The organism is Paenibacillus soyae (genome assembly GCF_024623455.1).
Lineage (GTDB): Bacteria > Bacillota > Bacilli > Paenibacillales > Paenibacillaceae > Pristimantibacillus > Pristimantibacillus soyae.
In genome coordinates this window covers 108,280-122,835 of record NZ_JANIPJ010000013.1, presented here as the reverse complement: position 1 = coordinate 122,835, position 14,556 = coordinate 108,280, and the positions used below count along the sequence as shown (strand labels likewise).

14 protein-coding genes are annotated in these 14,556 nt (G+C 55.4%); 8 read left to right on the top strand and 6 right to left on the bottom strand.

The window, feature by feature from the left end:
• Nucleotides 1-49: 49 nt before the first annotated feature.
• The 6 genes from NQZ67_RS18075 to NQZ67_RS18050 all read left to right on the top strand — a co-directional run bounded on the left by NQZ67_RS18075 (nucleotide 50) and on the right by NQZ67_RS18050 (nucleotide 6,012).
• Nucleotides 50-1,621 (top strand): response regulator, encoded by a 1,572-nt coding sequence (locus NQZ67_RS18075; protein ID WP_257448639.1) that lies wholly within the window; start codon nucleotides 50-52, stop codon nucleotides 1,619-1,621.
• A gap of 18 nt (nucleotides 1,622-1,639) precedes the next feature.
• Nucleotides 1,640-3,385 (top strand): sensor histidine kinase, encoded by a 1,746-nt coding sequence (locus NQZ67_RS18070; RefSeq protein ID WP_257448637.1) that lies wholly within the window; start codon nucleotides 1,640-1,642, stop codon nucleotides 3,383-3,385.
• A 479-nt stretch (nucleotides 3,386-3,864) separates the two neighbouring features.
• Nucleotides 3,865-4,650, top strand: coding sequence for a class I SAM-dependent methyltransferase (locus NQZ67_RS18065; RefSeq protein ID WP_257448635.1), 786 nt, complete (start codon nucleotides 3,865-3,867; stop codon nucleotides 4,648-4,650).
• Between the two features lie 17 nt (nucleotides 4,651-4,667).
• Entirely contained in the window at nucleotides 4,668-5,342 is a 675-nt protein-coding gene (locus NQZ67_RS18060) for a Crp/Fnr family transcriptional regulator (RefSeq protein WP_257448633.1), read from the top strand.
• 74 nt (nucleotides 5,343-5,416) lie between these two features.
• On the top strand, nucleotides 5,417-5,626 hold the full coding sequence (locus NQZ67_RS18055) for a YgaP family membrane protein (RefSeq protein WP_257448631.1): 210 nt from the start codon (nucleotides 5,417-5,419) through the stop codon (nucleotides 5,624-5,626).
• Entirely contained in the window at nucleotides 5,623-6,012 is a 390-nt protein-coding gene (locus tag NQZ67_RS18050; protein ID WP_257448629.1) for a carboxymuconolactone decarboxylase family protein, read from the top strand. The genes NQZ67_RS18055 and NQZ67_RS18050 overlap by 4 nt, the downstream gene beginning before the upstream one ends.
• 61 nt (nucleotides 6,013-6,073) lie before the next feature.
• Here the strand turns inward: NQZ67_RS18050 and NQZ67_RS18045 are convergent, their stop codons facing one another.
• The 4 genes from NQZ67_RS18045 to NQZ67_RS18030 form a co-directional block, all read right to left on the bottom strand.
• Entirely contained in the window at nucleotides 6,074-6,892 is an 819-nt protein-coding gene (locus tag NQZ67_RS18045; protein WP_257448627.1) for an SDR family oxidoreductase, read from the bottom strand.
• 35 nt (nucleotides 6,893-6,927) lie between these two features.
• On the bottom strand, nucleotides 6,928-7,464 hold the full coding sequence (locus NQZ67_RS18040) for a PadR family transcriptional regulator (RefSeq protein WP_257448625.1): 537 nt from the start codon (nucleotides 7,462-7,464) through the stop codon (nucleotides 6,928-6,930).
• Nucleotides 7,465-7,658: 194 nt separating this feature from the next.
• Nucleotides 7,659-10,700 (bottom strand): carbohydrate-binding protein, encoded by a 3,042-nt coding sequence (locus NQZ67_RS18035; RefSeq protein ID WP_257448624.1) that lies wholly within the window; start codon nucleotides 10,698-10,700, stop codon nucleotides 7,659-7,661.
• Nucleotides 10,701-10,943: 243 nt separating this feature from the next.
• Nucleotides 10,944-11,723, bottom strand: coding sequence for a DUF695 domain-containing protein (locus NQZ67_RS18030; protein WP_257448622.1), 780 nt, complete (start codon nucleotides 11,721-11,723; stop codon nucleotides 10,944-10,946).
• 171 nt (nucleotides 11,724-11,894) lie between these two features.
• Here NQZ67_RS18030 and flgB point away from each other — a divergent pair, with 171 nt between their 5' ends.
• The gene (gene flgB / locus NQZ67_RS18025) at nucleotides 11,895-12,302 is read left to right on the top strand and encodes a flagellar basal body rod protein FlgB (RefSeq protein WP_257448620.1); all 408 of its coding nucleotides are present in this window, start codon (nucleotides 11,895-11,897) and stop codon (nucleotides 12,300-12,302) included.
• A gap of 45 nt (nucleotides 12,303-12,347) precedes the next feature.
• On the opposite strand, the gene NQZ67_RS18020 is transcribed toward flgB, so the two are convergent.
• Nucleotides 12,348-12,878 carry a CBO0543 family protein gene (locus NQZ67_RS18020; protein ID WP_257448618.1) on the bottom strand — a complete coding sequence of 177 codons (531 nt, stop codon included), beginning with the start codon at nucleotides 12,876-12,878 and terminating at the stop codon, nucleotides 12,348-12,350.
• 472 nt (nucleotides 12,879-13,350) lie between these two features.
• On the opposite strand from NQZ67_RS18020, the gene NQZ67_RS18015 reads away from it, so the two are divergent.
• A complete protein-coding gene (locus NQZ67_RS18015; RefSeq protein WP_257448615.1) occupies nucleotides 13,351-13,947 on the top strand; it encodes a DUF2238 domain-containing protein in 597 nt (198 codons plus the stop codon).
• Between the two features lie 86 nt (nucleotides 13,948-14,033).
• Here the strand turns inward: NQZ67_RS18015 and NQZ67_RS18010 are convergent, their stop codons facing one another.
• Nucleotides 14,034-14,516: a DinB family protein gene (locus NQZ67_RS18010; protein ID WP_257448613.1), complete on the bottom strand. Its 483-nt coding sequence runs from the start codon at nucleotides 14,514-14,516 to the stop codon at nucleotides 14,034-14,036.
• Nucleotides 14,517-14,556 lie beyond the last annotated feature (40 nt).

The window sequence follows — 14,556 nt, the reverse complement described above, 5'->3', positions numbered from 1 at the left end:
ATCAAAAGTGGACTTTTTGAACAACCTCTAAATGAAAGCGGGTGCGGGCATGTACAGCGTGCTGCTGGTGGACGACGAATTAATCGAGCTGGAGACGATGGAGCAATACGTGCCGTGGGAGCAGGCCGGAATTCGAGTTGCCGGCACGGCCCGCAACGGGAAGGAAGCGCTCGGCAAGCTGAAGGAGCTGAAGCCCGACATTATCGTGACGGACGTGCGCATGCCGATCATGGACGGCCTGGAGTTCGGACGCCGGGCGAAGCAGATCGACAAGAGCGTCAAAATCATTTATTTGAGCGGCCATAACGAATTTCAATATATTAAGTCCGCCCTGCAGATCGAAGCGGCGGGCTACGTCCTGAAGCCGATCGACATGGAAGAGCTGATGGCGCTGCTGGACAAGGTGAAGAACAAGTGCGAGGAAGAGCAGCTCGCGTCCGCGGACGGCGGCTGGCTGCTCGAGAAGCTGCTGCTTCGCATCGTTAGGGAGCCCGCCCCGGATCGCCGGGCGGAGTGGATCCGGCAATGGGAGAACCGCGCGGAGGGCTTCGCCTCCGTCCAGCCATACGGCGCGGCTTATTGGACGTTCGAGCCGCCGGCATTCGGAGGCGGCACCGAGGGCGCGGCGGCCGGCGATATGGCGGCCCGGGCGGCCGAAGCGCTGCGCCGTCTGCTCGAGAAGAGGCTGGACGCCTCGATCGTGCTCGAGACGGGGATGAATACGTTGTTCGTCATATTCCAAGGGAAGGAGCAGACGTTCGAGGCTGTCTATTGGGAGCTGCTTCGAGGGGAGCTGCTGTCATTGCTTGGGATGCCGGCGGATGCGACCGTTGGATTAAGCGGGCCGTACCGCGGCTTCCCTCTTCTGAAGGAAGCGTTCGAGGAGTCCCAGCGCTGCAACGAGGAGAAATGGTACCGGCAGGCGGGAGCGGTCATCGTCCCCGGCATGCTCGGGGACGCGGCCGCCGCCGATCCGGGCGCCGAGCAGGCGGCGGTCCAGCTAGTCTCCGCCATACAATCGCATGATGAGGAGCAAGCCGAGCAATTGCTCGCCGACTGGTTCTCCGGTCTCCGGAGCAAGCGGATCGAGCGCCGCTCCGCCCTTCGCGGCGTGATCCAGCTGCTCACCGCGCTTGAGCAGCATTTTGCTTCCCTGCTGGCGGGACCGGAGCGCGGACATCTGCTCGCCGACCATTGGCGGGAGCTCTCCTCCCTGCCGACGATCGCCCACTATCATGCCTACGCGCTCCGCTTCTGCAAGGAGCTGCTGAAGGCGTCCGGCGAGCGGGAGCAGGACCGGAACCAGACGGTGGCCAGCCAAATCGCGAGGCTGCTCGACGAGAGATACCATCTGCCCGTGACGGTGGAGGATATCGCGAAGGAAGTGTATCTCTCTCCGAACTACGCGCGAACGATCTTCAAGGAGAAGACGGGCGAGACGATTCTCGATTATTTGACCCGCATCCGGATGATCCGCGCCGCCGAGCTGCTGAAGGACAGAGGGCTGAAGGTCCGGGAGATCGCCCATCGCGTCGGCTACGAGAACGTATCGTATTTCTGCTCCGTCTTCCAGAAGCATAAGGGCAGCACGCCGAACGAATACCGCAAGCTGCATCTCTAACCGGGAGTGATGACATCGATGGGAACCGCATTCGGCTGGCTTGTGAGGCCCTTATACAATTGGCGGCTGCGGGAGAAGCTGTTCGTCATGTTCCTGCTCGGCGGCATTCTCCCCCTGCTCTTCTTCGTGCTCTACTCCTACACGACCGTTCGGGGCGAGCTGTCCTCCCAGATGGTCGCAAGCACGAAATCCAGCGTCGCGCAGATCAATACGAACCTCGAGAACAAGCTCGAGACGTACACGAAGCTGTCCGCGACGTTATATTTGGACAGCACGCTGCGCGCCTATCTGACGAACGATTATTCCAAGGACCCGAGTCTCTTCGTCGACGCGTACAAATACATTAACAATTCGTTCTCGAACATGCTGACGACGAATCCGGACATCGATTCGATGACGATCTACCGCGCGAACGAGACGCTGCCGGTGGACGATTTGTATATCAAAAGGCTGAACCGCGACTTCCGCGAATCGCTCGCCTACCAGTCGCTGAGCGGCAGCTACGGCAACGTCCGGTTCGTCACCTCGCCTTCGGAGCCGGATCAGCCCGCGGTCTTCACGCTGACAAGGATGTTAAACATTAACAGCATGAACAATCCGTACGGCGTGCTGACGATCAATATTTTGGAATCGGACATCTTCCGGCTCATGGAGAAGGAGTCGCAGGACAAGACGGTGCTCATCGTGAACGAGCAGGGTACGGTCATGTCCGCCAGGGACAAGCAGCTGCTGAACGAGCCCCTCCCCCTGCCGGATCCGCCTCCGGCTCAAAGCGAGGGACAATTCGACAGCGTCTATAACGGGGAGCGCGTGCTGGTCGTCTACAATACGACCAAGTTCGGCTGGAAGAGCGTGTCGCTGATCCCGTACGGCAGCTTCCTGTCCAAAGCGAACCTCGCCGCGAAGCGGATTCTGGCCTACGCGCTCGCCAGCATGGCTATCATGGCCGCGCTCATCTACATCGCGGCGCGTCTGTTCACGAAGCGCATCGAGTCGCTGGTCGGCATGATGCGGCGCATCGAGAAGGAGGAGTTCGAGCTTGGGGACATCCGGCCGCTCGGACGCGACGAGATCGGACAGGTCGGCAACGCGCTGCGGCGGCTGTCCCAGCGGCTCAGCTCGCTCATCTCGGATGTGTACAAGAAGGAGATCGACAAGCGCGAGGCGGAGATGAACGTTCTGCAGGCGCAGATCAATCCCCACTTCCTCTACAATTCACTCGCCTCCATCTCGTCGCTGGCCATTCGCAACGCGGATCCGCGCATGAACAAGATGGTGACCGATCTGGCCAAGTTCTACCGGATCTCGCTCAACAAAGGCAAAAACACGCTGTCGATCCACGAGGAGCTCCAGCTGACGCGCTACTACGTGTCCATCCAGCAGGTACGGTTCGCCAATCTGCTGCGCGTCCATTACGACATCGACGAGTCCGTGCTCCCCTGCCCGATCGTCAAGCTGACGCTGCAGCCGTTCGTGGAGAATTGCATCAACCACGCGATCTGGGATCAGGAGCTCGGCGTCAACATCATTATCCGAGGCCGCCGCGATGGGCAGGATATTCTGCTCAGCGTCGTCGACGACGGCATGGGCATGCGGATGTCGGACGGGCCGGAGCTGCCGCAGAGCGGCGACAAGCTGTCGGGCTACGGCATCCGCAATGTCGACAACCGGATCAAGCTGCTGTACGGCGACTCGTACGGCGTCTCGATCTACAGCCGCCTCGGCATCGGCACGAGCGTCACGATTCGAGTGCCGGGGAAGTAGCGGCGGCGGGTTTGGTTCGTGGTGCCGGGGAAGGCGTGGCGGGCCTGGTTCGGGGTACAGAGAAAGTAACGGCGGATTTGTTCGAGTACAGAGGAGTTAACGGCGGATTGGCTCGGTGCAGAGGAGGTAACGTTGGGCTGGTTCGAGGTGCAGAGGAGAGGTGTCGGAGCGCCTGCCTAATGCTAACGGCTAACGGAACCCACAGACGTTATTCCCTCTATTTCCGGTGGTATGTAGCTTTTAGCGGAACTGACAGCCGCTATTCGCACCATTTTGGCGGTGGACAAGCCTCTTTCGGCCGAATAAGGTCCTGTGGTTCCGTTAGAAGTCCATATTTGCGATTTTAAGCGCAGATAAGGTCTGTGAGTTCCGTTAGCTGCTTAAAGCTTCGGCAAATCGTCATCCCGTTTTATGGAATTAACAGGAAGGTATTGATCAAGCGCCGTCGAATTACCATTGAAAACAAAGAGTAGCGGGCGGTGAGTATACTGGAAGAGTCTGTTGTAGGTTTTTATGATGGTCTGGCTGATGATTACCATCTTATTTTCGCGGATTGGCATCATACCGTTTCATGGCAGGGCGAGGTTTTAAGCTCATTTATTCATTCCAAATTAGCGAGTCTTGGCAAAGAAGGCGCCTCTCTTCTAGATTGCTCCTGTGGTATTGGCACGCAAGCCATAGGGTTGGCTGCTCACGGGTTTCAAGTAACGGGGACGGATTTAAGCCCGGCTGCCATTGAAAGAGCGGCAAAAGAGGCACAAGCCTTCGGGGTCGAGATAAGCTTCGGGGTAGCTGATTTTCGTACATTAGCGAAGGATGTTTCCGGCGTTTATGATGTTGTACTTTCCGCGGATAATGCCATCCCGCACCTTTTGACGGATGAAGATTTATATCTGGCCGTAAACAACCTGTATGCAAAAGTGAAGCCTGGCGGCCTTCTTCTCCTTACGATAAGGGACTACAATGAGCTGGCGGAAGAAAAGCCTAAAGCTACAGAGCCGCGCATCTTCGACAATGGCAAGCGAATTGTCTTTCAGGTTTGGGACTGGGCCGATGATGCGAAAACCTATCAGACCAACCATTTCGTCATTCAAGAAACGAACGGGCAATGGATAACCAAGCATAACCAAACGAGATACAGAGCTCTCTTGAGAGAAGAGCTTACTCCTATTCTGAGTAGAGCCGGATTTACGGATATCGAATGGTCTATGCCGTCGGAATCAGGCTATTACCAGCCCATTGTGACCGCCCGAAAAAAGGCGTAAGACCGGAGGCTTCTATTATGCATCCTACCATGAAAGAAAAAGCCTCTACTCTGTTCCCCTGCTTGTCCTCGATTCCCGACTCGTATTGGATGCCGTGCGAGGTTCGAACTGTCTCGCCAAGCACGCCCCATTCTATCCGAGAGGGCCATATGCTTCAGCATGCCGTGTTTGTTCTGAGCGGCTCGGTTCGCATCTTCAAGGTCAATGATCAAGGCAGGGAAATTACCCTTTATCGCGTGCAGGGCGGCCAGAACTGCGTCCTCATGATGGCTAGCATTTTAGGGGATACCCCCTATGAAGCATCCGCGGAGATTGAGGCGGAAACGGAAGTGCTGCTCGTACCGATCCCGCTGTTCAAGCAGTGGATCGAAGTCGGCCAACCGCTGAAGCAATTTATTTTCGGCCAAATGGTTGAGCGAATCACGTCCGTCATGACCCTGCTCGACCATATTGCGTTCCGGCCGATCACGTATCGAGTCGCTGACTACCTGCTATCACACACCGACGAGAACCGCGCGACCCTCAGCATTACGCACGAACAAGCTGCCATTGAGCTCGGTACCGCCAGAGAAGTCGTTAGCCGCGCTCTGAAGGCGTTGGCCGAGAAGCGTCTGATTGCCCAGGGCAGAGGATACATCCAAGTTTTGGACCGGGACCGGTTACTCCAGGTTCTTCGAGACGAGGCATTGTGACTTAGTCACGGAACGCGCCGCGGGATGCTGCTAAGATAAGCTCGAATCCAAACTTCTACCCGAGGTGATACGAGTTGAAAAATCTTAGCGGTCTCGACCGATCCGTGCGTCTCTTACTCGGTATCGGCATGCTGGTTGTATTCTTCCAAGCGGATTCCGGTTGGCGGTACGTCGGTTTGCTGGGAGTGATCCCCTTGGCGACAACTGCCCTTGGGACTTGCTTTGTCTACAGGTTGCTTGGCATCAGCACTTACCGGAATGACGGGGGGCCGCATCGCCGATGAACTACTATGACAGCAATAACTTGAGACGGATTCCCGACCTTATTCGACTTGCGCCGGAAGCCGCCCAATCGTATTTGACCTTCGAGCATCAGGTGTATGAGGAGCTGAAGGGAATACCCTTGCGAACGAAAGAACTCATTGCGATCGCCGTCTCCCATGTAACGGGCTGTCCTTACTGCATTGACGCGCATGTCAAAAAGTTTCAGTCTCTTGGCGGAACGCGCGAGGAAATATTCGAAGCGGTTCTCGTCGCCGCTTGTACGCGCGCGGGCGCCGTGCTGAGCCATGCGACCCATTCGTTGGTTGCCTATGAAGAAGGCGGGCCTCAAGAACAGCAACAGTCAACCGAGGCGCAGCCGAAGCACAAACCGGATTGCTTCTGCTAAGGAGAACAGGGCATCCCCGAAAGGATGCCCTGCGTTTTCGTTTTAGCCGATAACGTAAATTTCAAGAAAAATGCCGGCCTATATTCGTCAGATACTCCACTTCATCCGTATTTTCTTTCATATGAATGAGCATCTTGGCATCCTCCCCTACTACATACCGGAATCGATTCGTACCGTCCGTGGCCGCTTCGAAGATGGTTTCGGCAACGATTTCCGGAGGCGAAGCATAGGTTGGCTGTTTCTCCATCTCGCCCAATTTACTCCGAAACGCAGTAGTGAATGGCTTATAGTCCGTTAATGCCTCGTCAAAGAAGAACTCCATCGATCTTCCGCCAAAGTCCGTTTTGATCGCGCCCGGTTCAATCAATTTGACTTTGATGTTTTGCGATGCCAATTCATAGGATACCGACTCGGAGAAGCCCTCCACCGCAAATTTGGAGGCATGATACAGGGACATCGTAGGGAAGGTCACTCTCCCGCCCATGGAAGAGATATTGATCAGCATTCCTTCTTGATTGGATCTAAAATGCGGCAGCATGGCTTTTGTCATTCGGATCAGACCAAAAACGTTCACTTCAAACTGTCTTCTCATCTGCTCTTCCGTAGCCGCTTCGATAAGCCCCATGGTTCCATACCCGGCGTTATTAAGAAGAACATCGACTTGGCCAAACCGCCCGATCGCCTCCGCTAACGCAGATTGAATCGTCTCCTCTTTCTCCACGTCGAGCCTCAGCACCAGCACATTATGTAAGGAAAGGAATTCCGTCTCCCGTTCGGGCGAGCGCATCGTGGCTGCCACGTTCCAGCCTCTTTCGGCAAAATGTTTGACTGCGGCCCTGCCTATTCCCGTTGAAGCACCGGTGATAAAAATCGTTTTCATAACATTCCTCCTATAATCGATTGAATTCCCCGCGTTCAGACCTGCTCTTGCACGAGCTTCTCCAGCCTCACCACCCCCTCGGCAATCGTTGCAAGCTTAGCCTTATACTCTTCAATCCCGATTTGGATGCAGATGACCTGGGCGGGATGCATTTCATCTTTATAAAGCGAATATTGCCCCAGCAATTGGTCTAACTTCTTTTGCGACTCCTCTTGAGCTTGCTTGAGCCAACTAATGACCTTGTCATACCCCACGAATTCGCCAAAATAAAGCCGCATCATAAAATCGGATTTCCTGATGCTGTCCGCCTCCAGCGGGGCTAGCAGGTAAGCGTTAAAATGCTCTCTTCCCTTAGGCGTTATATTTAATAGATTCTTGTTAGGCTTACCGTCCTGGAGCACGTTCTCCTTCGTGATCAACCCCTCCTTCTCCATTCGTGCAAGGGTGGGATAAATCGTTCCGTAGCTAGAGGTGAAAAAATTGGAGAACACATCCTCCAGTAACTGCTTGATTTGGTAGCCGGTCAACGCTTCTTTCATAAGCATGCCTAAAATAACATCCTGACTGTTCAAGTTAGTTGGTCCTCCCTGTCATAAAACTAGAAATAATTGTATATGTTGTTGATCAGACTATATCAGACCAATATATATCATGTCAATATATAAACCAATAGAATATCTGCAATCTGCGGGAAACGCGCGCAAAAAAAGCTCCGGCTGCTCGAACCATCGGTTCCGCAAGCCGGAGTTTTATTAAAATTGTTACGCTATTTCTTCACCTTCACCTTCACCTTATACAGCTTCGACTGGCCCGCTTCCAAATCAACGGCGAGCGTGCCTTGCGCCCCCGTCCTCTCGCCCGTCCATACGTCTGTCAGCTCCGCCATGGCGGTAGCCGGAATGCCGAGCGCTCGCGCCAGATCGATCGTCTTGGCGGCGGGTTCGTTCGCGTAGTTAAATACCGCCAAATAGTAGTCCTTCTTGTCCTTCAGGACGAATACGTCCGCCGCCGCGGTTCCCGTATTGCCCTCGACCGGACGGAACGCCTCGCCGAGCAGCGCGACTTGGTTTACGTCCTTGTTCGTCAGCAGCGCCTTCATCAGCTCCTGCGCCTCGGGATTGCTTACATCGTCCGAGCTCATGAACACGGTGCCGGAGATGGCCGCGGCGTTGACGCGCGACTGGGCGGCGTTATACGATCCGCCTTTGACCAGCGTCATGTAGTCCGGGTCGGTATAGCGGTAGATCGTTCCGTTCTGCCACCAGCCGTATGTCAGATTGTTCAGCTGGTACTCCGTTCGGAAGAGCGAGCCGTCGATATCGCACGAGATGCGTCTCGCGTGCGCGTACTGGCTCGGGAACAGCGGCGCGATCGACGCGCTGATGAACATCCGGCCCTTCAGCGTTTCGTTGATGTGCGCCATGCCCTCATTGTACGCCTGAATGCCCGTCGTCACCTTCGGATCGTAGTGTACGCCCTCGAAGGAGCCGTGGCTCAGGAAGTCGATCTTGATATATTCGAAGCCGTAATCCAGGAACCGCCCGAAAATATGCTCTACCCGCTGCTTCGCCCCCGGATGCGTCGGGTCGATCGCGTACGCGCCGTCCACCTTCGGCAGCGGCTGGCCCGCTTCGTCGCGCAGGATAATGTCGCCGTACGTGTACTTCCCGTCCGTGCCTTCGACCGGCTGCTCCATATTGTCGCCCCAATAGACGAACGGCCCGTAATAGATGCCGGCCTTCTGCCCGTTGCCGCGAATGATCTTCACCGCGTCCCGCAGCTGCTGGTCCGTCAAGTTATCCCAATACGAGTCCATGTTGATGTACACGGTGCCTTTGTTGTTGAACGTCTTCTGAATATGCTCTTCGAAAAAGTCCGATACCGCCACGACCTTGTCGTAGCTGAGGGAGCTCTCGTACGCGCCCCAGCTGTTCCAGCCGACAGGCACGCCGGATGGCACGCCCTTGCCGAATGCGAGCGGCGGAGCGACGGCGGCATTGGCCTCGCCGTAGCCTTCGAGCCCGTCGCGGTAATCGTCGTAATAGCCGATCATAACCTGCGGCGATTTCAGCGTCGTTCCTTCTACGTAGCCATGCTCCAGCGTATCGTGCGTGGACGTTACGGACGTAAATCCGCCGTACACCTTCAGCTTGTTCAGCCTATCGTCCGAGCCGCTCCAGTAGATGCCCGTCTTCCATACGTCATGCGTGACGGAGCCGATGACGAACCCGTTCCGGCTGACGTTGTCGTACACAGCCGTCATCTCGGAGCTGACGTAGTTGTCGTTGTTGAGCGACGTATTAATCGTGCGCGCCTGATAGCGCGACCACATGTCGTTATCGAACGGCGTGATGAGCACGCGGTTGTCGCCGTAGCTGCCGATATCGACGCCGCCTGCCGCGTGCACCGCGAATGGCGCCATGTCGTTGGAGCGGATCGGCGTCTCGCTGACGAGCTCCTGCGACACGAGGAAATAAGGCAAATCCTCGTACAGCTGGTACGTCTGCTTCATCGTCGGCAGCCCTTCGGCGCGATTTTCGACCGTCAGGCGAATGCCCTTGCCGTGACCGTCCTTGATGCGCTCGACGCCGCGGAGCTGGAACAGATGCTCGTCATACTTGCGGCTGTCGAGCAGCTGATCGCCAACTTGAGCGCTGGCATACGCGCCCTTAATGAGCGTCTTGCCGTCCCACGCGATAGCGGACAAGCCGGACTCCGTGTTGAACGTGATCGCGTAATTCCGCGTCGCGAACACGGCGCCCTTCTCATGCTCGGTCACGCGGATCGAACCGAATTTGTCCGAGCGGACGGCATCGCCGATCAGGCCGATATCGTCGACGGGACCCGGATCCTCGCCGGAGCCGCCGCTCGCGGCCACCTCGATCTTGTCGATGTCCGGCGACCAGCCGCCGTCATCGTCGAACGTAATTGTGTTCGCCCCTTGTCTCAGCTCGATTTCGACGCGGAAGACGCCGAGCGAATCCCAGTCGGCCGTTTTCGGGAATGCGTAATTTTCGGCCGCTCCGTCATTAACCGAGACCGATACCGGCCGCGGATCGCCCGATATATAGAAGACGCTCAGCGTATACACGCCCCCTTCCTCGGCCATGACATCGTTGAACTGCAGCGTGGAGCCGCCCCACAGATTGCCGACCTTAAGGCCGCCCGAGCAGCCGGTCGCCGTCTGGCAGGCGGACACCGACGCGTTGCCCGTCCATTCGTTCACTGAGGCTTCCGCCTCATAGACCGCCCCCTCGCCAGGTTCGCCCGAACCGCCGCCATTTCCGGACAGGCGCAGCTCGATCCGGTCGATGTCCGGCGAATAGCCGCCGCCGTCGGCGAACGTCAGCACGTTGTCGCCCGCCTGCAGCTCCAGCTGCAGCTCGTAGGCGCCGAGCGTCTCCCAGCTCGCCGTAGCCGGCGGGTTATACGAGTCGGTTCCGCCCCCGTTCACGGTGAGCTGAAACGGCCGCGGATCGCCCGATATGTAGTGGACGGTCATCGTATAGACGCCCGCTTCCGCTACGTTAACGCCGTTAAACGTCAAGGACGATCCGCCCCACAGCCCGCCGACCAGCTGCCCGCCCGAGCAATCGGTCGCCGTCTGGCAGTCTTTGATCTCGGCTTTGCCGGACAACGCGTTGCCCGCGGCCTCCGCCTCGAACGAATAGCTCTCCGCCGCTTCCGCCGCTGTCACGCCGGCCGTATTCGCCGATGACTCCGGCGTCACCGCCGCCGTCATGATGAACAGCATGACCGCCATCAGGATAAGCAGGCTTTTGTTCATTCGCAACCTTTTACCTGTCATTCCTTCCTTACCTCCCTTTCGTCGCTTCCGTTTTTTCGAAACGCTTCCATTTCACCTTCACTGTAAGGCAGGATTAGGGGGCGAACAATCCCAATATCCGCCGAACATACGGCAAAACGACGAAGATGGAGGAGCGGCGGCCCAGGCCCCGCAAATAAAAAAGGAGCAGCCGCTCTGCTCCTTCTACTAAACCTATTTCCCGCTCTGAACGATCGGAATCCAATAGCGCCAAGCCTTTCCGCTTTACTTTATCTTGAACATTTTTTTCAACCCGCCGAGGAAGCCGGCCTTCTCCTTGACGACTTGCGTCTCCCAGCCATCGTAATCCCCATCGTATCGCTCAGCAGCATGGACCAGCTCATCGGTCACCTCGCTAATGGCGTCGAACTCCGCCGCGTCTTCTCTGGAGACGATTAAAGAGTACTTATTGTCCCGAAAATCCTGATCTTCGATGCGGAAGCCCGCTTCCTGCACGTGATCCTTGAATCGGCTGCGCGACTCCGCGGAGTCGAAGTAGATCCAGTGACGCACGATCCTCGGAATCGTCAGCGAGTCGCCAAGCTCGTTAAGCTTCTGAACCAGCTGCCTGTTGGCCATGCGATTCCAATTGATTTTGTCCGGATAAAGACTTTCATAGTAAAAGGATCTCGGCTCCTTCTCCTCCACTCGCGCCACGCTGTACAGATGATCTCCGATACAAGACTCGGCAAGGCTGGCCAGCTGACTTCCATCAGCGGATTCCGTATAGTAGAAGAAGTCCCTCCTGCCATCGGTGGTGATTCGGCCGACGAACAGATAGTCAGGGCCAAGAGCATCGTTAATGGAGTCCTCCAAGGCATACAATACCGAGGCCTCCTCATTGCTAGTAAGACCTTCCTCGGTCGGCTCGTTCAACATCACCCTTAGCCGAAACAGATGGATGAACGTTTCCTTATCGCCATCCTTCCAAGGCTCCATATCGAGCAGGAACGACGCCGGTTTCTTATCGATAGATGTAAGATATGTATTCCAGTGGTCTGACATTTCGCACCGCCTCTACATTTCGTATAGCTTTGTCATTAATTTGACAGGGATCTACAAATTACCTTCCCGTCGTGCACGAAAAAAACGAAACCTTCGCAGCCCTCTATGCGTATAGGTCTATGTTGTCGGGATTTGATGAAAAGAGATGAAGCATCATGGAGGTGACGAAATATGTTCGCGACCAAAAACTCCATTCGAAACGAATCTTTGCTGCAAATTTTGGAGCTACGGCAAAAGATGATTTCGGAGAACCTTGCGAATGCCGAGACGCCGGGCTATAAAGTGAAAAGCGTTGTCTTCGAAGAAGAATTGGAGAAGATGATCAACAAGGGAAACGGAGACAATCTGCAGCTCAGCCGAACGCATGAGAAGCATCTGCCCCTAAGCTCCGGTTCGGCGACAATCCCTTACAAAGTGGTCGAGCATAGCCATACGACCATGAACAACAATCGCAATAATGTCGATGTCGACAAGGAAATGGCCAACTTGGCCAATAATCAGCTTGCGTACAATTACATGATCGATCGCGTCAGCGGTCACTACAATAAGTACAAGAAGCTGTTTGCCGATTTAAGATAGCCAAACAAGTAAGAGGCCTATGCGCATGCGCATGGGCCTCTCTTTTTATTGATTTTTTGGCGCCCAATAATGCACGAACGCTTTGGCCGAAACGCCAGTGATCATATAGAAAAGAAAGGAATAGGCGTATGTCCAACCATAATAGGTAATAAGCTCGCTCTTGACCGAAAGCGGCTCCCCGATAAACGCAAAAACAAGGGCTTGCGCGGTTAAGGCCATGAGGAAGCTCCTCCACGCTCCGAAGTACTGAAACATCAGCATCTGCGCAACCGGAACGATCGAAAAATCAAAGGGAAAACCAATAAGAGAATAAGGCGCCAGCTTGATCGGGTATACCCAAATGCCGATTTCGGCGCCAAGATCATCCGTAAAGGAAGTCGCGATGAGCACCGTTAGTCCATAGAACCAGATCGAATACGCCCTTCGGCGGTCGATGAGCCGGAATAATAAAAACCATGGCACGAACAGTAAAGCAAGCAGTACCCACCACTGCCAGGTAAACAAGCTGCCCGTTAACCATCGATCGAGCTCATACTGCGCCATTTTTTGTTGGATGTCATGTAATTGACCACTCATGGGTCCCGCCTCGGCTGTCATGTATTTTAATCTTGTTCATTCTTCCCTTACCCCTGCCGCGCTAAACGAAGGAATGGACTCCTTCTAATAAGGATCGCGGTTTGGAGAGATACTTTGGTGGAATCGGACAGGAGGTGAACGACAGCCATGAGCACGAAAGTGAATCCGGATAAAAACAACCCGAAGCACGCCGCATCAAGGTCCAATAACCCGAACAAGCAAGGCAGAGGCAACTTGCAAAAAACCAACTCGTAATAAAAGTCAACGAACCCGGTTTCCTTTAACCGGGTTTTTTACTGCGCGCCGCATCATGCTTTCGCTTCGATTGGGAATGCTATCCTTGAGAGGTGCACGGCTTCAATCCATTCGGAGGAAGGAAATTGTCTTGGCTCTTACATCAGCAAAGCAACCGCGAAATACGGACTGGTCCCGGCTTCTCAAAAGTCACCAGATCCGTTTTAAAGAAAACCGCTTGCTTCAAGCTACGATTGCCGTCTTTACGGTTTTTTGGATTTGCATGGCGATTCGGCCGCTCGATTGGAAAATATGGCTGGTGGAAAACGCGCTTCTGGTCACCGCCGTCATCCTCTTGATCTGGTTCTACCGCGTACTTCCGCTTACCAATCTAAGCTATATTCTGATCGCCGTCTTCCTTGCCATGCATGCTTATGGAGGTCATTTTTCTTATCAGCTGACACCCGTCGATGCCTGGCTCAAGCAGGCTTTCCATTTGGAACGGGGAGTTTACGACCGGATCGTTCATTTGGCGTTCGGGCTGTTCCTTGCTTTTCCGGTACGGGAGGGCGTTCTCTTCTTGTTGAAGCTGCGCCATGCCGGTCAATACGTCGTCACGTTCGCATTCATCGTCGCGGCAAGCGGGCTGTTCGAGCTGCTCGAGATGTGGGCGGCGGTGTTGTTCGATCCGAAGATGGCCGCCAAATATATCGGCATGCAGGGGGATATATTCGACGCCCACAAGGACATGACGATGTCGCTCGTTGGCGTTCTTCTGGCGCTGGCGATATTCGGGATTCAGAAACGGATCGCCCGTAAGCGAGGTCCGGATTAGGGCAGACTTTCGCGCGTAAAAAAATACGGCCGGCAATCGAGTCTCGTACCCGATTACCGGCCTGCTTACTGTTTATTCAGGATGTTCTAGGATCTCGCCGCCAGCATTTCCTTCGTCGGCCCCAGTACGCCTGGTACCGGCAAGCCCGCTTGGCGAAGCAGAACCGTCATCTGTCCGCGATGGTGCGTCTGGTGGTCGATCAACAGCCGAAGGAATTTTCCTCGGGCCGTCCTGCCCATGAACCCGTCGATCTCTTCCGCAAGCTGCTCATCCGTCAGCTTCCCGGCTTCGTTCTTGAACGTCTCGACGGCCGCTTCATACTTCTCCACGATTTGCGACATCGAAGCCGGTACCGGAGTGCCCCGTTCGATGAACGGGACTTGCAAGCCCGCAGCGCCGGCGATTGTTCCAATCGAGCCGGTTAAATGCCAGGCCAGCCAGCCGAGCGTGCTATGCCCTTCCACGATCGCCGTGTTCATCTTATCATCGGTGATTGCCTTCATGACGGACAAGGTGCCTGCCGCCGATACTGCCCAATCCTCCAATAAGTCCTCTGCTTTGCGGTACATGTGATCAACCTCCATCGATAATATGGGTGACGGTTATATT